This window comes from Crystallibacter permensis (genome assembly GCF_025960875.1).
Taxonomy (GTDB): domain Bacteria; phylum Actinomycetota; class Actinomycetes; order Actinomycetales; family Micrococcaceae; genus Crystallibacter; species Crystallibacter permensis.
In genome coordinates this window covers 141,183-160,491 of sequence record NZ_JAODLR010000001.1, presented here as the reverse complement: position 1 = coordinate 160,491, position 19,309 = coordinate 141,183, and the positions used below count along the sequence as shown (strand labels likewise).

Sequence of the window (19,309 nt, the reverse complement as noted above, 5' to 3'; positions counted from 1 at the left end):
ACTAGTCCAGTTCCACAATCACGGGCGCGTGGTCGGAGGCGCCCTTGCCCTTGCGTTCCTCGCGGTCAATGATCGCGTCCGTCACCCGCGCAGCCAGCGCCGGTGAGGCCAGCACAAAGTCGATCCGCATGCCTTCCTTCTTGGGGAAGCGCAGCTGGGTGTAGTCCCAGTACGTGTAGGTGCCCGGGCCGGGGTGGATCGGGCGGACGACGTCGATATAGCCGGCTTCCTCGAAGGCGCGGAAGGCGGCGCGCTCGGGTTCGCTGACGTGGGTCAGTTCCTCGCGCTGGAACTTGTCGATGTCCCAGACGTCCTCGTCCCGCGGGGCGATGTTCCAGTCCCCGGTCAGGGCGATCTGTGCCTGCGGGTCCGCCTGCAGCCAGTCCGCGGCGTGTTTCTTGAGCACATCGAGCCACTGCAGTTTGTACGCCATGTGCGGATCATTCCGGGCCCGGCCGTTCGGTACATAAAGGCTCCAGATCCGGACGCCGTTGCAGGTCGCCGCGATGGCACGGGCCTCGGCGTGGACGGCGTCATCGGTCTTGCCGAAGTGCGGCTGGTCCATAAACGTGCGCTCCACGTCGTCAAGTCCCACCCGGGAGGCGATGGCGACGCCGTTCCACTGGTTCAGCCCGAAGTGGGCCACTTCGTAGCCGTTATTTTCGAACAGCTCCCACGGAAAGTTCTCATCGGTGGCTTTGGTTTCCTGGATGGCCACCACATCCACGTCGGAGCGCAGCAACCATGCCTCGATACGGTCGGCGCGGGCACGGATCGAGTTAACATTCCACGTAGCAATCTTCACGCTCACTACGTTACCGAACTGGCAGCCGTGTTGTTCATCGGGTGCCGGGACCGACGGTGTCGAACGATTCGACCAGCAGGGCGCGGATGTTTTCGTCAACCTGGTCCGGCGATGTGAGGGACAGCCGGTGGGTGATGACCCGTTTGGTGGTCGGGAAAGCCTGAAGCAGCAGCGGGTGCTCCACCTGCCGGAGCAGGTCAATGCTGATCTCCAGCCGGGAGGACAGGGTGAAGGCTACCGCGAAGGCGCGCCTGTCAGCCCAGGTGACGTCGGTCCGGTGGACCCGCTCCTCAACCTCTCCCACGGCCAGCACAGCGTCACGGAACGCCAGGAAGATCGCGGCGGCGTTCTCGTTCTTGCCGGCGAGGTAGCCGGCCAGCTCGGAGCTTAGTTCCGCCACCACTCGTCCGCGATGGTCACCGGGACGGTGCGCTTGTGCCGGCTGACCAGGTACCGGTGCTCGATCGCCTCGGCCACTGCCTCCGGCACTTCGCGGCCCTCGAGGTAGTCGTCAATGTGGTCGTAGGAGAGGCCGAGCTCGTCCTCGTCCGTGCGGCCGGGCTGGTCATCGAGCAGGTCAGCCGTCGGTGCCTTCATGTACAGCCGTTCCTCGGCGCCGAGGTGTTCCAGGAGCTGGCGGTTCTGCCGCTTGTTCAGCCCGTACAGCGGGAGGACGTCCGCCCCGCCGTCGCCGAATTTGGTGAAGAAGCCGGTGACGGATTCCGCGCCGTGGTCGGTGCCGATGACCAGGTAGTTGTGCTGTCCGGCCAGGGCGTACTGGGCGATCATCCGGGTCCGTGCCTTGATGTTGCCCTTGTTGAAGTCGGTGATCTTTTCGCCGGTGGTGGTGGTGAATTCGGTTTCGAAACCGTCCACGGCCGGAGCCACATTGAAGGTCCACGACGTCTTCGGGTCGATGAACTTCAGCGCCGCCAGGGCGTCGTCCTCGTCATGCTGCACGTTGTAGGGCAGGCGGACCGCCACGAAGTTGGCCTCCACGCCTTCGGCCTCGAGCTCGTCGACGGCCAGCTGTGCCAGCTTGCCGGCCACGGTGGAATCCAGACCGCCGCTGATGCCCAGGACAAAGCCCTTCGTGTGGCTGGCCTTCAGATAGTCCTTCAGGAAAGTGACCCGCCGGCGGGTTTCCTCAGCGGGATCAATGGTGGGCCGCACGCCCATTTCTGCAATGATTTTCACCTGGAGTTCACGCATGGAAGCCAGCCTACCTGCACTCTGTTTCCGGCGGGTTGCCCGCGCCGACATTGTGCCCGGTGCCCGTCACTGCTTGAAGGCGGAGTCGAAGGAAGCCTCGGGCCGGGTGAAGTCGAACTGCTTCAGGAAGGCTAGGGCTTCCGGCGCGCCGCGCAGCCGGTCCATCCCGGCGTCCTCCCATTCCACGCTGATCGGGCCGTCGTAGCCGATGGCGTTCAGGGCCCGGAAGCTGGCTTCCCATGGCACATCGCCCCGTCCGGCCGAGACGAAGTCCCAGCCGCGGCGCGGATCGCCCCACGGCAGGTGCGAGCCCAGCCGGGTGTTGCGGCCGGTGATCCGCAGCTTCGTGTCTTTGCAGTCCACATGGTAGATCCGGTCCTTGAAGTCCCAGATCAGCGAGACCGGGTCGATGTCCTGCCACATCATGTGGCTGGGGTCCCAGTTGATCCCGAAGGCCTCGCGGTGGCCGATCGCCTCCAGCGCCTGCACCGTGGACCAGTAGTCGTACGCGATTTCGGACGGGTGGATCTCGTGCGCGAACCGGACTCCGCACTCGTCGAACACGTCCAGGATCGGGTTCCAGCGGTCGGCGAAGTCCCGGTAGCCGGCCTCGATTACCTCGGCCGGCACCGGCGGGAACATCGCCATGTACTGCCAGATGGACGAGCCGGTGAACCCCACCACGGTCTTCACGCCGAGCTTCTGGGCCAGCCGTGCGGTGAGCTTCATTTCCTCCGCGGCGCGCTCGCGGACGCCCTGCGGGTCGCCGTCGCCCCAGACCCGCGGGCCGACGATGTCACGGTGCCGGAAGTCGATCGGGTCATCGCACACCGCCTGCCCCTTCAAGTGGTTGGAGATCGCCCAGACCTGCAGCCCGTTGCGCGCGAGGATATCCAGCCGGTCCTGGATATAGGCGTCGTCGTCCCAGCGCCACGCGTCCAGATGGTCCCCGGACACGGCGATCTCCAGGCCGTCGTAACCCCAGCCGGCGGCCAGCTCGGCCACCTTTTCGAAGGGCAGGTCCGCCCACTGGCCGGTGAAGAGGGTGTAGTTGCGTGCCATGGCTGCTCGCTTTCTGTCAGGACTAAAGGATCAAATAACGACGGCGGTGCTCGCCTGCGCGGCGCTGCGCTCCATCGCGTCGAGCACCCGCTGCACGGCTAGCCCGTCCTCGAAGGACGCCGCGGGCGGGGTGCCGGTCCGGATGGCGGTCAGGAAGTCCGCCGCCTGCGAGGTGAAGGCGTGGTCCCAGCCGAGGATGTGTCCGGGCGGCCACCAGGCGTTTAGGTAGGGGTGGTCCGCGTCGGTGACCAGAATCCGAGCCGAACCCTGCAGCGTTGCCGGCGCCCCGGCGTCGTAATAATGCAGTTCGTTCAGGTTCTCCAGGTCGAAGCGCAGGTGCCCGCCCGAGCCGTAGACCTCGATCTCCAATGCGTTGCGCCGGCCGGTGGCGAACCTGCTGACCTCCACGCTGGCCACGGCGCCGGAGGGCATCCGGAGGGTGGCCCAGGCGGCATCGTCCACGGTTACCGGCTCCGGGCCGTCGGGGCCGGGGCGCTGCGGAACAAAGGTGTTGATGGTGGCGGAGACGCTGTTCGCGCGCTCGCCGAGCAGGAACTGCACCTGGTCCACGGCATGCGAGGCGAGGTCCCCCATGGCGCCGGAGCCGGCCGTTTCCTTGCGCAGCCGCCAGGTCATCGGCGCGGCCTCGTCGGCGAGCCAGTCCTGCAGGTAAGCGATGCGCACCTGCCGGATCTTCCCCAGCTTCCCGTCCGAGATCAGCTGCCGCGCCAGCACCAGGGCCGGAATCCGCCGGTAGGTGAAACCGGTCATCGCGATGACGCCCCGGGTGGCGGCCTCCCGGGCGGCGGCGGCCATCTTTTCGGCCTCGGCCACCGAGTTGGCCAGCGGCTTTTCCACCAGCACGTGCTTGCCCGCTTCCAGCGCCGCGATGGCCTGTTCGGCGTGCAGATGCCCGGGCGTGCAGATGTCCACAATCTGCACATCGTCCCGCGCCAGCACCGCGCGCCAGTCGGTGGAGGTTTCCGCCCAGCCGTAGCGTTGCGCGGCCGCACTCAGCTGGTCCTGGTCCCGTCCCACCAGCACCTGCCGGGTCACCGGGGGAGTGTCGTAGAATGCGCCCACGTTGCGCCAGGCATTCGAATGAGCCTTGCCCATGAACGAATACCCCAGCACGGCTACTCCCAACGGAGCCGCAGGGGTGGCCGGGGCAGGGGAGGGCGCCGGAGCGGGATCCGGGACGGTTGCGGTCATCTCTTTTCCTCTTCTCAGGTGCGGTCACAGCCCGCGCAGAAAGGCCAGGCCGTCCGCGGCCAGCCGGTCCTGGCTCGGCGCCAGCGGACGCCAGATGGACGCGGCCGTGGCGATGGCGGCGTTATCCGCGGTAAAACTCTCGATATTCAGCGGGCCGGTGTACCCGACGTCGTCCAGCGCCTTCACCAGTTCCGGCCAGTTGGTCTGGTCTCCGCCCGGCGCCCCGCGGTCATTGCCACAGACCTGCAGATGCACCAGGTGAACGCAGGCCGCGCGGATGGCCGCGGCGCTGGACCGTTCCTCGATGTTCAGGTGGTAGCTGTCCAGTGCCAGCCCCACGCCGTGGCCCAGCAGCGGTCCCAGCGCGTCCAGCGCCTGCTCCACGGTATTGACCAGCGAGGTCTCGTACCGGTTCAGCGGTTCAATACCAATTACGACGCCGGCCTCCGCCGCCTGGGCAGCGAGCGGCGCCAGATTGCGGCGCAGCTCGCGGTACGCCCCGGCCCGCTCGGCCTCGGTCAGCCGCCAAACTCTCCCCGTGGCGGAGTAGAACGGTCCGCACACAGCCGGCGCCCCGACGTCGTACGCCATCTTGATGCAGGCGGCGAGGTAGTCCTGTGTTGCTGCAACGGTCGCGGCGTCGGCCGCGACGAGGTCCCGCCCCGGCGCCATCGCCCCCACAATGAAGGGCTTCAGGCCGGTCGCCGCAAGTGCCTGGCGGGCAGTTGCGGCGGTGAAGTCGCCCGCGTTTTCCAGCGGCAGCTCCACCGCGCCGAAGCCCAGCGCAGCGATCTTCTCCAGCAAAGGAGGCAGGTTGGCGTCGGTCAGCGGGGAGTCCCACACCCAGGTGTTCACTCCGATGAGCCGGTCCGTCATATCCTGCCTCCTTTGCTGTTCTGGATGGTGCTGGTTTTGTGGTCAGGGCATCTGGCGTTCCTGCCAGACCTCCGGGTAGCCCGGCAGGTCCTCGCCGCCGAACTTGGCGTAGTGGCCGTCCGGCATGCCCTCGTTGAGCTCCAGCCACTGGTCGAGTTCATCCGCGGGGATGGGCTCCTGCGGCAGCACCCACTCGGCCGGGACTTCCTCGCCCTTGAAGATCTTCTCCAGCGCCAGCAGCGGTGTGCGCCACTGGAAGTTGGAGTAGACCGGGGCCAGCGCGTCGATTCCGGTTTCCTTCCACTTGCGCAGGAAGCTCATCTCGTCCTCGCCGGTCATCACCGGCAGGTCCTTGCCCGCGTCCTCGAACGCCTCGATGGCGGCCACGGCACCGTCGCCGGCATCCATCCAGATACCTTGGACGTCTCCGGTGGCCAGTTCGTCCGAGATGATCTTCTTGATTTCGGTGGGATCGGCGCCGGTGAAGTAGTCCGTGGCCTCGATCCCGTTTTCGGTGAAGATCTTCTCCGCGGCGGCCCAGCGGTGTTCCAGCACGTCCACGCCGGGCAGGATGCGCAGGGCCACTACCTTGTCGCCCTCCTGCAGCCGCTCGGAGAGGAACGTCGCGCTGTCGATGCCCCAGGCGAAGCCGCCGATCGGGTGGATGAAGGTGGTGGCGCAGTCCGTTTCCACGCCGCGGTCGAAGACCACCACGGGCTTGCCGGTGTCGCAGGCGCGCTCCACGGCGGGCGTCAGGGCCGCGGTGGAGTTGGGCGAGATGATGAACGCGTCGCAGTTGCCTTCCTTGATGAAGTAGTCGATGTCCGCGATCTGCGTGTTGTCGTTGTCCTTCGCGTCGCGGGTCTCCATCTCGGAGATCACGCCGGAGTCCTGCAGCACCTTGAGCTGCTGGTTCATGGTGATCCAGCCGGTCTGCCGCCATGGGTTGGAGATGGAGGCGTTGGCGAAGCAGACCTTCTGCGCGCCCTCCACGGCGAGGTCCGAGGTGTCCTTCATCTCGCCGGCGATGTACTGCAGGTACGGCTTCTCCGGATCCCCCACGAAGTCCGCCGTACGCTGTTCGAACTGTTCGTCGTAGAGCGCCTGGTCAAACCACTCCTGCTCCGTGGCTTCCGGCGACGCCGCCGCACTGCCGCCCGGGTCCTCGGTCACGGATGGATCGGTGGTGCAGGCGGCCAGCGCCAGCAACGATGTTGCCGCTGCGAGCGTAACCGCGGTACGGATACTTTGATTGCGCATCAGTATCTGTTTCCTCCCTGTTCGGTGCCCTCAGCGGGCGGTGGTGCCGTTGTGATGTTCGGATTGTTTGGCCTTTTTCGGTGGCTGCGCTTCCTGCGCGGGCGCTGCCGTGCCCTTGCGTTTGCGCTGCCAGGTCTTGGCGGCGGCCGCCACGGCGACGATGATGATGGCGCCCTGCACGCTGTCCCGCCAGGTCGACTGCACGCCGACGAAATTCAGCAGCGTGAACAGCGACTCCAGCGCAAACGCGCCGGCCGCGGCGGAGAGCACCCAGCCGCGTCCGCCGCCGAGGACAACACCACCAAGTACGACGGCGGTGATCGCCGTGAACTCATAACCTCGCCCTACGGACGGGTGGACACCGGCATAGCCGACCAGCAGGATTCCGGAAACGGTGGCGGCCAGCGAGGAGAGCATGAAGGCGCGGGTCTTGACCCACCACACCGGGGCACCCGTCAGCGCTGCCGCCGTCGGGTTGTCGCCGGCGGCGATCAGCGTGCGGCCGTAGGGCCGGCGCATCAGCCAGAAGGCCAGCGCGGCCACCGCGGCCAGGATGATCACCGGATAGGGGATGACCCCCAGCACGGGCACACCCTCGATGCCGCCGCGGCCGATCTGCCGGAAGCTGTCCGCCGGATTGCCCTGCGCGGCGCCGCCGGTCCAGAACAGCACCAGCCCCAGCAAGGCCAGCATCATGCCCAGGGTGACGATGAAGCTCGGCACCCGCAGCAGCGTGGTGACCAGGCCGTTGACCAGCCCGATGAAAGCCCCCAGCGCGAACATCAGCAGCAGCACCGGGATGACCTTGGCGTCGTCGTCCCCGATGAGGTTGCCGGCGGTGATCACCTGCATGGTGACTACGGAGCCCATGGACAGATCGAACTCGCCGGAGACGATGACGAAGTACTGCCCGATGGCGGCGATGGCGATGGGCGCGGTGCGGCCGATGAAGCGGATGAAGGAATCGGGTTCCCCGAAGGACGGGTTGACCGCGATGATGGCCGCCAGCAGGGCGACCAGCAGGACGAAGACGGCGCCGCCGGGGGTGCGCAGAGCCCGCAGGAAGCGTTCGCCCCGGCCGGCCCGGTTCTGCTGCAGCACGGCGCTGCGGTCGCTGGGAGTCAGGGTCCGGCTCATGCCCGCACCTCCTGGGTTTCCTCGGTGCCGGGCATTTCCTGCCGGCTGTGTCCGTCGTGCCCGAAGCGCGGTGGCCGGTTCACAATCCTGCGCCGCGCATAGACCGCCACGGCCACCACGATCACGATCCCGCGGACCACGTCCTTGAGGAACGGATTGACCTGCATGACCGACATAATGTTGTCCATCATGGCGAAGATCAGGACGCCCCCGAGGGTGCCGGTGATGCTGCCCTTGCCGCCGGCCAGCAGCGTGCCGCCGAGCACTACCGCGGCGATGGACAGCAGGTCGTAGCCGCCCTGCGAGCCGACGGTGGGGCTGCCGACGCCGAGCCTGCTGGCCAGCAGCAGCCCCGCCATGCCGGCCATGACCGAGCAGATGACGTGGGCGGTGATGACCGGCGTCTGGATGCGGATGCCTGACATCCTCGCCACGTTGGGATTCCCGCCGACGGCGTAGATCTGGTGGCCTACGCGGGTGCGGTGGAGCAGCAGCATGGCCAGGGCGGCGCAGGCCAGCATGATCAGCGTGGATATGGGCACCGGGCCCAATCCGGTGGCACCGACCAGCCGGAACGAAAACGGCGTCTGGCCGAAGCTGCCCTTGAAGTTAGTGGCCAGGAAGCCGCTGATGATCAGCCCCATGCCGAGGGTGGCGATGAAGCCATGGACCTTCAGGCCGGAAACGATGAGCCCGTTGAACAGGCCGATTACCGCCGAAACGCCCAGGGCCAGCAGTACCCCGGCGAGTATGTTGGCGCTGTTGTTCGCCATGACTCCCGCGGCGATCAGGCTGGCCAGGCTGGTGACGTACGGAACGGACAGGTCAAGACTGCCGACCAGGATGACCAGGGTCTGCCCGATCGCGATGAAGCCCAGCACGCTGGTGCCGGTGAGGATGCTGGAGATATTGCCGGGGCTGAAGAAGCTGCGTCCCGCGGTGGCCACCAGGACGGATCCGACGGCGAGGGTCAGCAGCGCGACCAGGTAGACGATGTGGGTGGAGGACAGCCGGCTGAAGATGCTGCCGTCGCCGCGGGCCTTGTTCATGCGTTCTCCCCGGTTCCGTTGCTTTCCTCGGGACGGACACTTCCATTGGTCCCGCCGGCGCCGTCGTCGTTATTTGTGCTGTTTGCCGCCGGCCGCGCGCCGGTGCCGAGCTGGAGGATCTGTTCTTCGGTGGCGCCGGCGGGCAGTTCCCCGGCGATGCGGCCGTCCCGCATGACGATGATGCGGTCGGACATGCCGATGACCTCGGGCAGTTCACTGGAGACCATGAGGACGGCCTTGTCCTCGGCCGCAAGCTGGCGCATCAGCCGGTAGACCGCGATCTTGGCGCCGACGTCGATGCCGCGGGTGGGCTCGTCCAGCAGGACCACGCGGGGGCTGATGGCGAGCCACTTGGCCAGCACCACCTTCTGCTGGTTGCCGCCGGAGAGGTACTGCACCTCCTGGTCCAGGTCCCGCGCGATGACTTCCAGCGCGGAGAACACGCCGGGGATGTCCTGCTTGACCCCGCCGGTGCTGCGCGGAAAGACGGAGCGGATCACGCCCAGCGCGTTGTCCAGGATGGACTGGTTCAGGCTCAGGCCCTCAGCCTTGCGGTCCTCGGTGATCAGCGCGATCCGGGCCCGGATAGCCTGCCGTGGCGACTTGGGCAGCAGCTCAGTGCCGTCCAGCCGCATGGTGCCCCGGGTGAACGGGGCCGCGCCGAAGATCCCCTGGACCAGCTCCGTCCGGCCCGAGCCCTGAAGCCCGGCGACGCCGACGATCTCGCCGGGGGCGATGCTCAGGCTGATGCCATCCAGCTGGTCGTTGCCGGCGTTGTCCAATGCCAGCAGCGGGGTCTCGGTCAGCGGCTCGTCGGCCTCGTCGCGGGGTAGTTTGTCCGGGAAGTAGGCGGAGATCGGGCGTCCGACCATGAGGCGGACGAGGGCGGCGTCGTCGAGCTCCGCCGCGGGGCGGGTATCGACAATGCGTCCGTCCTTGAGCACCGTGATGGTGTCGCACAGATCGAAAATCTCGCGCAGCCGGTGGGAGACGTAGAGGATGGCGGTTCCGCGTTCCTGCAGCCGGCGCACAATCTGGTAGAGCAGTTCCACTTCCGGTCCGGCCAGTGCCGCGGTCGGCTCATCCATGGAGATGATGCGCGCGTCGTAGCTGATGGCCTTGGCGATTTCCACGATCTGCTGCTCGGCCACGGAAAGGGAACGCACCGCCGTCGTCGGCTTGATGCTGGTGATGCCCAGGGACTCGAGCAGCTCGGCGGTGGTCGCGTTCATTCTGGCTTTGTTGACCAGCAGTCCCTTGCGCGGTTCCCGGCCGAGGTAGATGTTTTCGGCCACGGTGCGGTCCGGCAGCAGGTTGAACTCCTGGAAGACCGTGGAGAGGCCCGCTTCGTGCGCCTGGGTGGGGTGGCTGAAGTGGACCTCTTTGCCGTCCAACAGGACGGTGCCGGTGTCGCGCTGGTAGACGCCGGCGAGGACTTTCATCAGGGTGGACTTGCCGGCGCCGTTTTCGCCGACCAGCCCGTGGACTTCCCCGGCGTGGAGTTTCAGCGCGGCGTCCTCGAGCACGGGAATGCCGAAGAAGCTCTTGGTCAGTCCGCGGACTTCCAGAACGGGGCCGGCTCCCGGCCTGACGGGACCGCTTCCTGCCGGCGACGACAGGGCACCGGGACCGGCATGTTTGCTGATGATTTCACCCACGCTCCAAGAGTGGCATGGCTCACACACTTCTGTCGATAGTCTGGCAAAAGTTGTGCGGAAAACATTTATTAGTCGAGTAGAGACGAACGTAAGTACTGCATGCTTTACTGAAAGTGTGTCGAACCCCCAGGTGGCTTCTCCGCCGCGAAACGCAGCCCTTCCGGCTCCCGGCGCCAGCGACGTTTTCCAATTGCTGCGCGACGGACAGCCGCGGACCCGGGCCGAGCTGGCGCAGCTGACCGGCCTGGCCAGATCCACCGTGGCCCTGCGGGTGGACACCCTGATGAAGCTTGGCTTTATCGCGCCGTACGGCGGGGCGGTCTCCACCGGCGGCAGGCCGCCGTCGTTGTTTGCCTTGAATTCCGGCGCGCGGGTGGTAGTCGGCGCGGACCTGGGTGCCACGCATGCCTTGGTCATCCTCACCGACCTGGCGGGCACCGTTCTGGCTGAGGAACGTGCCGCCCTGAACATCGCTGCCGGGCCGGACGAGGTGCTCGGGTGGCTCGCCGCGGCGGTGGGCCGCTTGCTTGAGGCAGCCGGACGCCAGGCGCGGGAACTGGGCGCGATCGGCATCGGGCTACCCGGACCGGTGGAGCACGACACCGGCAGGCCCATCAATCCGCCGATCATGCCCGGCTGGGACCGCGTGGATGTGCCGGGGCTGGTGCAGCGGCATTTCGACGTGCCCGTGCTGGTGGACAACGACGTGAACATCATGGCGCTCGGCGAGCAGGCGACCGCCTGGGCCGAGGTGCCGGAACTGATGTTCATCAAGGTGGCAACGGGCATCGGTGCCGGGATCATCTCCAACGGGCAGCTGCAGCGCGGCGCGCAGGGGACGGCCGGGGACCTGGGGCACGTGAGGGTTCCGCGGGGTGAAGACGTACAGTGCCGCTGCGGCAACACCGGCTGCCTCGAAGCGCTCGCCGGCGGTCCCGCGCTCGCCGCCGTGCTCTCGGGGGAAGGCCGGACGGCGTCGACGAGCCAGGACGTGATCGACCTGGTCCGGGCAGGGGACCTGCAGGCGATCCAAGTTGTGCGGCAGGCCGGGCGGGACATCGGCGACGTGCTGGCGACCTGCGTGAACCTGATCAACCCGTCCGTGATCGTGATCGGCGGCAGCCTGGCCCAGGCCGGCGAGCACCTGCTGGCCGGAATCCGCGAGGTGGTCTACCGGCGCTCGCTGCCGCTGGCTACCGAGCATCTGCGGATCGCGCCCTCGGTCGCCGGCCAGCGGGCCGGGGTGGTGGGGGCGGCCTCGCTCGCGATCAGCCACGTGCTTTCGCCGGAGGCCATCGAAGCCGCCGCGCGCTGAGCGTCGTTCACGCCGCTGGGCTTCCCGGACGCTAACTACCCTGCAGCCAGGGCGATTCCCGGCTTCGAGCCCATGTTCAGGCGTATCTGTCCATGTTTAGCCACCAAAATCCGCAGAACCATACGGGTGTGGAAAACGAAACATGGGCTCGAAAGCGTAGGCGCAGTGGCCTACGTCTCTCGAATCCGCCGCTCCACGCCCGCCTACTACACTGGTGCCCATGACCCAGACTTCCGCGGACGACCGCGCCCGCCTGCTCGAACTGATCAAAGAACTCGCCGTCGTCCGTGGAAAGGTGACCCTCTCCAGCGGTGCCGAAGCGGACTACTACATTGATCTGCGCCGCGTCACCCTGCACCACGAAGCCTCCCGGCTGGTCGGCAAGGTCATGCTCGGCATGCTCGATGAGGCCGGCATCGAATTCGAAACCGCCGGCGGCCTGACCATGGGCGCCGACCCCGTCGGTACCGCGGTCATGCACGCAGCGGCGGATGCAGGCCGCGCCGTCGACGCGTTTGTGGTCCGCAAGGCGCAGAAGTCCTACGGCATGGGCCGCCAGGTTGAAGGGCCGGGTGTTTCAGGCCGCGGCGTCGTCGTGCTGGAAGACACCTCGACCACGGGCGGTTCCGCGCTGACCGCGGTGGAAGGCGTACGCAACGCCGGTGGCGAGGTCAGGGCCGTTGCCGTCATCGTCGACAGGGACACCGGCGCCAAGGAACGGATCGAAAAGGAAGCCGGCGTCCCGTACCTGTTCGTCTTCGGCAAGGACGAACTGGGCCTGGAATAGGCCCGGGAGGCCCGGCCAACGCGCCGGGCCGGCGGCACAATGAACATCCATGACAGCGAGCACGCCCACCAGCTGAGACTGGCCGCCGGAATGCATCGTGTCTCGCGGCGCTCGTTCCTGGTCAGTGCCGCCTTCGGTCTCGCCACCGCGGCCGATCTGACGGTCACGCGGGCCATCCAGGAGCAGCGTGAACTGCCGCAGATCCTCACGCTCCCGGACGAATACGCCGAAACACGCTTCCCGAAGACCAGCTGGGTCCTGTTCCCCGGTTACAAGACCAGTTGGGAAGAAGGCCTGTTCATCCTGAACTCGCTGCGCCCGGCTTTGACCCAACGCGGTCAGATGGCAATGGCAGGGTATTCCAACCGCGGCCTGGATCTGCAGCATTTGGCCGAGGTGCTGGAGCAGCACGTCGCAGAGCACGGGCTGGAGAAGCTCTACTTCTACGGGCACAGCTTCGGCGGGATGGTGGCGGTGGAAATGACCGCTCGCATGCTGGCCAAGGGCATCCCGGTTGAACTGATCATGATGGACTGCACCCCGTACAGCCGGTTCGACGTGCTGGACCGCGCCATGTTCGAGAGCGTGGTGTTCTTCTACGAGGCGGGTTACCGCGTGCCCAGCTACCTCCGCGGCACCTACGAACTGGGCGAGCGGATTGTGCACAAGGATGAGCGCAGCTGGCGCCAGATCATGGACCAGACCTTGGAGCAGCTCTCCCCGCTGGCCGTCTCCAGCACGCTGATCCAGTCCCAATCCTCGTACATTTACCACTTCGATGCCAAGCGTTTCCAGAACAGCATCGGAGACACCATGGTTTCCTGGATGGGCAACCCGGGCGACGGCACCGTGGACTACAACACCGCCCGCCGCAGCTGGAGCGTGAACTACTCCTCGTGCCTGCTCACCGCCGATCTGGTGACCGCAGGCGCCGTGCCGGCGCATGCCTCGCCGCAGTGGAACCCGGGTGTCTACCAGCCGCTGATCCTGAAGGTGGAGAAGGAGTACTTCCCGCTGCCGGGCGGCGGGGGCCGGCGGATGGTCTTCTGATTTTCTATAGCTGGGGGAGCAGATCCGCCACGGACTTGAGCGTCTGGTTCGGGCGGAACGGAAACGCGGAAACGTCCTCGGGCCGGGTAATGCCGGTATAGACCAGGACCGTGTGCAGGCCTGCCTCCATGCCCGCGATGATGTCGGTGTCCATTCGGTCCCCGATCATGGCGGTGGTCTCCGAGTGGGCCTCGATCTGGTTCATCGCGGAACGGAACATCATCGGGTTCGGCTTGCCCACCACGTACGGGGCGCGGCCGGTAGCCTTACTGATCAGGGCAGCAACGGCGCCAGTCGCCGGCATCAGCCCTTCCCGCGACGGGCCGGTGGCGTCGGGGTTGGTTGCGATGAACCGCGCGCCGTCCACGATGAGCCGGATGGCCTTGGTGATGGCCTCGAACGAGTACGTCCGGGTTTCGCCCAGCAGCACGTAGTCGGGGTCCTGGTCGGTCAGGATGAAGCCCGCGGCGTGCAGCGCCGTCGTTAATCCCGCCTCGCCGATGACATAGACGCGCGCGCCGGGCATCTGGTCCTTGACGAACTCCGCAGTGGCCAGCGCCGAGGTCCAGATGTTCTCCTCGGGCACCTCCAGGCCGGACTGGTGCAGCCGCGCCGCCAGGTCACGGGGTGTGTAGATGGAGTTGTTGGTCAGCACGAGGAAGCGCCGCGAGGTGTCCACCCAGCGCTGGATCAGCTCGGCGGCACCCGGAATGGCCGAATTCTCGTGAACCAGCACGCCGTCCATATCCGTCAGCCAGCACTCGATGTCGGCTGGCTTTCGGCTCTCCGCTTTGGCCATAGATGCAAGACTCCTTGGTGCTCGCTGGGACTGGATAATGTTCAGTTGGTGCTCGGTAGGGGCGGTGCGTGCCCGGTGCCCGGTACGCGCTTTGCGGCTGGCCTTAGTCTGTCACCTACCCTTGAGAGGTGGAAGAGACGAACAACCAGCTCACCGTGGCCGCACCAGCCGCGGACTCCGAGAATGACTCCGGGAATGCTGCCGCCGCGGCCGTTGAAACCGGGCCGGATGTCCCGGCGGTAGGCGTCGGTCCGTGGGAAGGCCCGCTGCCGGAGGGCGAGCACTGGGATCCGGAGCTGCTGGCCCACGGGGACACCCGCAACGTGGTGGACGAGTACCGCTACTGGAAGCACGAGGCGATCGTGGCGGAGCTGGATTCCCGCCGGTACAACTTCCACGTGGCCATTGAGAACTGGCAGCATGACCTGAACATCGGCTCCGTGGTGCGCTGCGCCAACGCCTTCCTGGCCAAGGAAGTGCACATTATCGGACGACGGCGGTGGAACCGCCGGGGTGCCATGGTCACCGACCGCTACCAGCACGTCCGCCACCACCCCACGGTGGAAGACTTCGTCTCCTGGGCGCAGGAGGAGGGGCTGCGGGTGATCGGGATCGATAACTTCCCCGACTCGGTGCCGCTGGAAACCTACGACCTGCCGGAAAACTGCGTGCTGGTGTTCGGCCAGGAAGGCCCCGGCCTGACCGCGGAGGTCCACGAGGTGGCCGATGCCACGCTCTCCATTGCGCAGTTCGGCTCCACCCGGTCCATCAACGCCTCGGCCGCGGCGGCCATCGCCATGCATGCGTGGGTCCGCCGCCACGTCTTCGCCCAGCACGTTTAGGGATTTTGCCCGCGCACCCGGAACACAGCCCGCCACATCCAGGGCACGTGGCAGGCCGCTTTGTGTCGCTTTGGGGCCTTGTGTGACGGGCCGATAGGGGACCGCCGTCCGCTCTGCTAACTTCCGATAGTTGGTTCAATGAGGGGATGTGCGGGTGAAGCTGGTCAGGCGCCATGTCCGCACGCTGCATTCCCTCGGCCCGGCCAGCAACGATCATCTGGCGGCATTTCGTGTGGCGGTCAGCGTGGCCGTGCCGTCGCTCGCCCTGCTGTTCCTGGGGCGGCCCGACCTGATCATCTACGCCGTCTTCGGGGCGCTGACGGGGATGTACGGCAGGAATGAGTCCCACCAGCTCCGGCTGAAACACCAGACGCAGGCGGCCTTGTTCCTCCTGTCCGGCGTGGCCGTTGGGGTCCTGCTCTCGGTCGCCCACATCCATTCCTGGGGGCTGGTGCTCGTTGAAGCCCTGCTCGCGGGAGTCGGGTCCATGGTGGCCGACAGGCTGCGGCTCCGGCCGAACGGGCCGTTCTTCGGCATCCTGGCCTTGGGCGCCTGCGCCTCGGTCCCCACCACCATTCCGATGCTGGCGGCGGTACTGATTTGCGCCGGATCGGCCGCGTTCTCCATCGCGGTCGGTTTCGGCGGCTGGATACGGCAGCGCGCCTGGAACCCGGCAACCATGCGCGCCGCCGCACCCTTGGGCCGGCAGAAGACCATGGTGCACGCCGCACGCTACATACTGGCCGTCGGCGCCGCCGGAGCCATCGGGGTCCTCAGCGGAAGCGGGCATCCGCACTGGGCCATGGCCGCGGCCGCCGTACCGTTGGCCGGCGCCGACCTGCCCAGCAGCGTCCATCGCGGACTTCACCGGATTGTCGGCACATTCCTCGGGCTGGCGATTGTCGCCGTCGTACTTTTTCCTGGCCCCGCCTCACCGCTGCAGTTCTTTCCCGGCCAGGAAGCCGCCGTCCTGGCCATCCTCGTGATCATTTTCCAATTCACCACCGAACTGTTCATGACCCGGCATTACGGGCTGGCCATGGTGTCCTTCACGCCGGTCATTCTGCTGATGACGCAGCTTGCGTTCCCGGAGGACCCGCTGCTGCTGGTCACGGAGCGCGGTGTGGAGACGCTGGTGGGAGCGGCGATCGGCATCCTCGTGGTGGTTGCCGTCCGCGCGCAGCGGGCTGCTGCGGCGCCGGATCCGGGGGAATCGCGCGACCGGCAGGACCTCACTGCGGCTTCATAGACCTATCCGTTTGGCCCGGTGCGCGGGCCGACTGGATAGGATGGAGGCAGAGGCCACCTCCCTCGAGAACTCACTTATCTATCAAGGAGTCCGCATGCCTATTGCAACCCCTGAGATCTATACCGAGATGATTGACCGCGCCAAGAGCGGCGGCTTCGCCTACCCCGCCATCAACGTCACCTCTTCGCAGACGCTGAACGCCACGCTGCAGGGCTTCGCGGACGCGGGCTCGGACGGCATTATCCAGGTGTCCACCGGCGGCGCCGCCTACTGGTCCGGCGCAGGGGTCAAGGACATGGTCGCCGGTTCCCTCGGCTTTGCGGCGTTTGCCCGCGAGGTTGCCAAGAAGTACCCGATCAACGTTGCGCTGCACACCGACCACTGCCCGAAGGACAAGCTGGACGGCTTTGTGCTGCCGCTGCTCGCTGAATCCGAAGCCGCCGTCAAGCGCGGCGAGGACCCGATCTTCAACTCCCACATGTGGGACGGCTCGGCCGAGACCCTGGAAGACAACCTCCGCATCGCCGAGGAACTGCTGGCCCGCACCGCCGCGGCCAAGATGATCCTCGAGGTCGAGATCGGCACGGTCGGCGGCGAGGAAGACGGCGTCGAGAACGAGATCAACGAGAAGCTCTACACCACGGTCGACGACGGCCTGAAGACCATCGAGGCGCTCGGCGCCGGCGAAAAGGGCCGCTACATCACCGCCCTGACCTTCGGCAACGTGCACGGCGTCTACAAGCCCGGCGGCGTGAAGCTGCGCCCCGAGCTGCTCAAGCAGATCCAGGACGAGGTCGGCGGGAAGATCGGCAAGGAGAAGCCGTTCGACCTGGTCTTCCACGGCGGCTCCGGCTCCTCCGAGCAGGAAATCGCGGACGCCGTCTCCTACGGCGTGATCAAGATGAACGTCGACACGGACACCCAGTACGCGTTCACCCGCCCGGTTGCCGGCCACATGCTTTCAAATTACGACGGCGTCCTCAAGGTGGACGGCGACGTTGGCAACAAGAAGGCCTATGACCCGCGCGTCTGGGGTGCCGCTGCCGAGAAGAGTATGGCAGCCCGTGTGGTCGAGGCCGCCCAGCGGCTGGGTTCGGCCGGAAAGTCCGTGAAGTAGATGGCCGAGTTCCGCAAGAACCTGCTGGGCCCGGACGCCACGAAGCTGCCCGAGGAAACCGAAGTCCTGACGCGCCTGGATGCCGGCGACGAGGCCCTTGACCTCGCAGCCAAGCACCCGACGTCGTCATTGGTTTGGGCCATCCTGGCCGATGAGGCCTACGGCGAGGGCCGGACCATCGAGTCCTACGCCTTCGCCCGTGTGGGCTACCACCGCGGCCTGGACTCACTGCGTCGGGCCGGCTGGAAGGGCGCCGGGCCCATCCCCTGGGAGCACGAGCCGAACCGCGGCTTCCTGCGCGCCCTGTATGCGCTGGGCCGCGCTGCCGCAGCCATCGGTGAGGACGAGGAAGTAGCCCGGATCGACAAGTTCCTGAACGAATCGGACCCCGAGGCGAAGGCTGCCATCGAGGCTTTCTGAGGCTTGCCGGTTGCCGGCCGAGGGCTGTCCTGAGCAGTCTGACGCAGCAGCCTGACGAATAACTGGAGAAAAGGCGGGAGCAGCGGCGTGTAAAGCGCCCCTGTTCCCGCCACTCGTTTAACAGGGGCCGCAGCGGGAAAAACGTTCCGACTGGCGCATATGCCCCGGATCACTTATATTTCTGCTTAGGTCCGGATGAAGCCGGCCGCAGGGCGCGGATTTCATCGGATTGGCGCGAGTGCTGCCCTGCCTGCACAGCCAAGTTGGGGACAGGACATCCACGTGACATCACGACTGCGCTCAGCGCTGCTCACCGGCGCCGTTGCCGCCACACTCGCCCTCGGCGCCGCACCGGCCCAGGCTGACAACCAACAGGATCCGTTAGGCCTGCCCGCCGCGGAACAAACCGCGCCCGCGCCCGCCGCGGACCTGGTTGCCACTGACCTGGAAGCTGCGCCTGCCACCGCGACTGCACCTTCCACGGAACCGGCCCCGGCTACCGAAATTGTGCCGTCCGAACCCGCACCTGCTCCGGTGCCGGCGGACGAGCTGCTGGCCGACGCGCTGATTCCCGTGCTCGTGGAGGAAACCGAGACCAACGACGACGGCGGGACGCCCACCGGGGCAGTCGAGGAATCGTCTGAGGATGTTGACGGTGGCGCCGGTGAAGCGGCTCCGTTGGACGACGGCGCGGTTGACGCATCGGACAGCGGCTCGGGGGAGGAGCAGGCTCCGGTGTCTGATCCGGCCGATCCAGAATCAGAAACGGCGCCCGGCGGCGGAAGTGAGCTTGCCCCGGTTGTTGAACCAGGCACCCCGGCGGCGCCCAAACCCTCTGCACCTCAGGCCCCGGTTCCTGCTGGCTTCGAGTCCATCGTTGTGGGCGACCGAACCCTGACCCATGCCGACTTTAATATCCCCGATGACATCGCCGCCAGCGACGAGGAGACCGTCGCCCGCTGGATGGAGGAGAACATTGACCGTGTCCTCGAGTCCGAGGGCATGATCTACCTGGTTGACCTCATGATTGACTACCTCGAAACGGGAGACCGGGAAGGTCTGGAGGCCCTGATCCGCGAACTTGGCGCCTCCGATCCGGCTGCCGCGGAAGTCATCATTCGAGATTTGGACGGATGGTTCCTATGGTTCGAAGAATGGCCGATGGACGAGCCCTTCCCCGCTGCGCCGGCAGGCGAGCCTGCACCGGCCGTCTCCCCAGCAAGCGTCGAGGTAGCCCCGGCCGCACTGGTTCCGGCTCAGAAGCCAGCCGAAAGTGCCGCCGCCCCTGCCGCAGCTCCGGCCGGACAGCTGGCAGAGACCGGCGCCTCGGGCACCATCTGGCTGGCCACGGGAGGAGCAGGATTGCTGCTTCTCGGCGTCGCCATGGTCGCCTTGCGTCGCCGGATGGCCTGAACGTCGCCAGAGCGAACCTGAGCCCCAGCGGCGCCGGAGCCTTCAG

General features: G+C 66.8%; 19 protein-coding genes. 8 read left to right on the top strand and 11 right to left on the bottom strand.

Going from position 1 to position 19,309, the window contains the following annotated elements:
- Nucleotide 1: 1 nt before the first annotated feature.
- The 10 genes from B0G38_RS00725 to B0G38_RS00680 form a co-directional block, all read right to left on the bottom strand.
- A complete protein-coding gene (locus B0G38_RS00725) occupies nt 2-805 on the bottom strand; it encodes an exodeoxyribonuclease III (RefSeq protein ID WP_264667659.1) in 804 nt (267 codons plus the stop codon).
- Between the two features lie 34 nt (nt 806-839).
- Nucleotides 840-1,205: a DUF5655 domain-containing protein gene (locus B0G38_RS00720; RefSeq protein ID WP_264667658.1), complete on the bottom strand. Its 366-nt coding sequence runs from the start codon at nt 1,203-1,205 to the stop codon at nt 840-842.
- Nucleotides 1,193-2,017 carry an ammonia-dependent NAD(+) synthetase gene (gene nadE / locus B0G38_RS00715; RefSeq protein WP_264667657.1) on the bottom strand — a complete coding sequence of 275 codons (825 nt, stop codon included), beginning with the start codon at nt 2,015-2,017 and terminating at the stop codon, nt 1,193-1,195. The genes B0G38_RS00720 and nadE overlap by 13 nt, the downstream gene beginning before the upstream one ends.
- Nucleotides 2,018-2,083: 66 nt before the next feature.
- Nucleotides 2,084-3,079, bottom strand: a complete 996-nt coding sequence (locus B0G38_RS00710; RefSeq protein WP_264667656.1) for a sugar phosphate isomerase/epimerase family protein — start codon at nt 3,077-3,079, stop codon at nt 2,084-2,086.
- A gap of 30 nt (nt 3,080-3,109) precedes the next feature.
- A complete protein-coding gene (locus B0G38_RS00705; protein WP_264667655.1) occupies nt 3,110-4,291 on the bottom strand; it encodes a Gfo/Idh/MocA family protein in 1,182 nt (393 codons plus the stop codon).
- Nucleotides 4,292-4,315: 24 nt separating this feature from the next.
- Complete coding sequence (locus B0G38_RS00700; protein ID WP_264667654.1) at nt 4,316-5,167, bottom strand: sugar phosphate isomerase/epimerase family protein; 852 nt, start codon at nt 5,165-5,167, stop codon at nt 4,316-4,318.
- A 42-nt stretch (nt 5,168-5,209) separates the two neighbouring features.
- Nucleotides 5,210-6,427, bottom strand: a complete 1,218-nt coding sequence (locus B0G38_RS00695; RefSeq protein ID WP_264667653.1) for a substrate-binding domain-containing protein — start codon at nt 6,425-6,427, stop codon at nt 5,210-5,212.
- A 30-nt stretch (nt 6,428-6,457) separates the two neighbouring features.
- A complete protein-coding gene (locus tag B0G38_RS00690; protein ID WP_264667652.1) occupies nt 6,458-7,564 on the bottom strand; it encodes an ABC transporter permease in 1,107 nt (368 codons plus the stop codon).
- Nucleotides 7,561-8,613, bottom strand: coding sequence for an ABC transporter permease (locus B0G38_RS00685; RefSeq protein WP_264667651.1), 1,053 nt, complete (start codon nt 8,611-8,613; stop codon nt 7,561-7,563). Before B0G38_RS00685 ends, B0G38_RS00690 begins: the two co-directional genes overlap by 4 nt.
- Nucleotides 8,610-10,271: a sugar ABC transporter ATP-binding protein gene (locus B0G38_RS00680; protein ID WP_264667650.1), complete on the bottom strand. Its 1,662-nt coding sequence runs from the start codon at nt 10,269-10,271 to the stop codon at nt 8,610-8,612. The genes B0G38_RS00685 and B0G38_RS00680 overlap by 4 nt, the downstream gene beginning before the upstream one ends.
- 115 nt (nt 10,272-10,386) lie before the next feature.
- Between B0G38_RS00680 and B0G38_RS00675 the strand changes: the two genes are divergently transcribed.
- The 3 genes from B0G38_RS00675 (at nt 10,387) to B0G38_RS00665 (ending at nt 13,423) form a co-directional block, all read left to right on the top strand.
- On the top strand, nt 10,387-11,586 hold the full coding sequence (locus B0G38_RS00675) for an ROK family transcriptional regulator (protein WP_264667649.1): 1,200 nt from the start codon (nt 10,387-10,389) through the stop codon (nt 11,584-11,586).
- A 220-nt stretch (nt 11,587-11,806) separates the two neighbouring features.
- A complete protein-coding gene (gene pyrE / locus B0G38_RS00670) occupies nt 11,807-12,373 on the top strand; it encodes an orotate phosphoribosyltransferase (RefSeq protein WP_264667648.1) in 567 nt (188 codons plus the stop codon).
- Between the two features lie 39 nt (nt 12,374-12,412).
- Nucleotides 12,413-13,423, top strand: a complete 1,011-nt coding sequence (locus B0G38_RS00665) for an alpha/beta hydrolase (RefSeq protein WP_264667647.1) — start codon at nt 12,413-12,415, stop codon at nt 13,421-13,423.
- A gap of 4 nt (nt 13,424-13,427) precedes the next feature.
- Here the strand turns inward: B0G38_RS00665 and B0G38_RS00660 are convergent, their stop codons facing one another.
- The gene (locus tag B0G38_RS00660; protein WP_264667646.1) at nt 13,428-14,222 is read right to left on the bottom strand and encodes an HAD-IIA family hydrolase; all 795 of its coding nucleotides are present in this window, start codon (nt 14,220-14,222) and stop codon (nt 13,428-13,430) included.
- A gap of 266 nt (nt 14,223-14,488) precedes the next feature.
- On the opposite strand from B0G38_RS00660, the gene B0G38_RS00655 reads away from it, so the two are divergent.
- From B0G38_RS00655 to B0G38_RS00635, 5 genes are all read left to right on the top strand, one after another.
- Complete coding sequence (locus B0G38_RS00655; protein ID WP_264667970.1) at nt 14,489-15,064, top strand: TrmH family RNA methyltransferase; 576 nt, start codon at nt 14,489-14,491, stop codon at nt 15,062-15,064.
- Between the two features lie 154 nt (nt 15,065-15,218).
- A complete protein-coding gene (locus tag B0G38_RS00650) occupies nt 15,219-16,313 on the top strand; it encodes an FUSC family protein (protein WP_264667645.1) in 1,095 nt (364 codons plus the stop codon).
- A 40-nt stretch (nt 16,314-16,353) separates the two neighbouring features.
- A complete protein-coding gene (fbaA, locus tag B0G38_RS00645) occupies nt 16,354-17,430 on the top strand; it encodes a class II fructose-bisphosphate aldolase (RefSeq protein WP_264667644.1) in 1,077 nt (358 codons plus the stop codon).
- Nucleotides 17,431-17,850 (top strand): DUF3151 domain-containing protein, encoded by a 420-nt coding sequence (locus B0G38_RS00640; protein ID WP_264667643.1) that lies wholly within the window; start codon nt 17,431-17,433, stop codon nt 17,848-17,850.
- Between the two features lie 282 nt (nt 17,851-18,132).
- A complete protein-coding gene (locus B0G38_RS00635) occupies nt 18,133-19,263 on the top strand; it encodes an LPXTG cell wall anchor domain-containing protein (protein WP_264667642.1) in 1,131 nt (376 codons plus the stop codon).
- Nucleotides 19,264-19,309 lie beyond the last annotated feature (46 nt).

Bases quoted from the DNA above. Each gene is read 5' to 3' on its own strand.
- nadE (WP_264667657.1), bottom strand. From the start codon at position 2,017: ATGCGTGAACTCCAGGTGAAAATCATTGCAGAAATGGGCGTGCGGCCC.
- B0G38_RS00710 (WP_264667656.1), bottom strand. From the start codon at position 3,079: ATGGCACGCAACTACACCCTCTTCACCGGCCAGTGGGCGGACCTGCCC.
- B0G38_RS00705 (WP_264667655.1), bottom strand. From the start codon at position 4,291: ATGACCGCAACCGTCCCGGATCCCGCTCCGGCGCCCTCCCCTGCCCCG.
- B0G38_RS00700 (WP_264667654.1), bottom strand. From the start codon at position 5,167: ATGACGGACCGGCTCATCGGAGTGAACACCTGGGTGTGGGACTCCCCG.
- B0G38_RS00695 (WP_264667653.1), bottom strand. From the start codon at position 6,427: ATGCGCAATCAAAGTATCCGTACCGCGGTTACGCTCGCAGCGGCAACA.
- B0G38_RS00690 (WP_264667652.1), bottom strand. From the start codon at position 7,564: ATGAGCCGGACCCTGACTCCCAGCGACCGCAGCGCCGTGCTGCAGCAG.
- B0G38_RS00685 (WP_264667651.1), bottom strand. From the start codon at position 8,613: ATGAACAAGGCCCGCGGCGACGGCAGCATCTTCAGCCGGCTGTCCTCC.
- pyrE (WP_264667648.1), top strand. From the start codon at position 11,807: ATGACCCAGACTTCCGCGGACGACCGCGCCCGCCTGCTCGAACTGATC.
- B0G38_RS00665 (WP_264667647.1), top strand. From the start codon at position 12,413: ATGAACATCCATGACAGCGAGCACGCCCACCAGCTGAGACTGGCCGCC.
- B0G38_RS00660 (WP_264667646.1), bottom strand. From the start codon at position 14,222: ATGGCCAAAGCGGAGAGCCGAAAGCCAGCCGACATCGAGTGCTGGCTG.
- fbaA (WP_264667644.1), top strand. From the start codon at position 16,354: ATGGAGGCAGAGGCCACCTCCCTCGAGAACTCACTTATCTATCAAGGA.
- B0G38_RS00640 (WP_264667643.1), top strand. From the start codon at position 17,431: ATGGCCGAGTTCCGCAAGAACCTGCTGGGCCCGGACGCCACGAAGCTG.